This is a genomic window from Mesorhizobium sp. M1A.T.Ca.IN.004.03.1.1, from assembly GCF_003997555.1.
Taxonomy (GTDB): Bacteria; Pseudomonadota; Alphaproteobacteria; order Rhizobiales; family Rhizobiaceae; genus Mesorhizobium.
Map to the genome: position 1 here is coordinate 1 of NZ_RZTV01001146.1, position 233 is coordinate 233.

General features: G+C 61.8%; 1 pseudogene. It reads right to left on the bottom strand.

Going from position 1 to position 233, the window contains the following annotated elements:
• Positions 1–233, bottom strand: a pseudogene (locus EOD29_RS35265) (iron ABC transporter substrate-binding protein); the annotation flags it as partial.

Consider the following 233-nt stretch of genomic DNA (forward strand, 5'->3'; position numbering starts at 1 on the left):
GACCGGGAAGCCTTCCGCCGTCTGCGCCACTGCGTCGTGCACGAAGACGATGCCGAGTGCCGTCTCGCCGCGTGCAGCCGCCTTGACGGGCGCCGATCCGGATTTAGTATATTGCGAGATGTTGCCGTTCAACTTCTTCAGGTAGTCGAAGGCCTGGTCCTCACCCATGATCTGCACGAGAGAGGCGAGCGCCGTGTAGGCGGTGCCGGAAGAATTCGGATTGGCGATCTGGA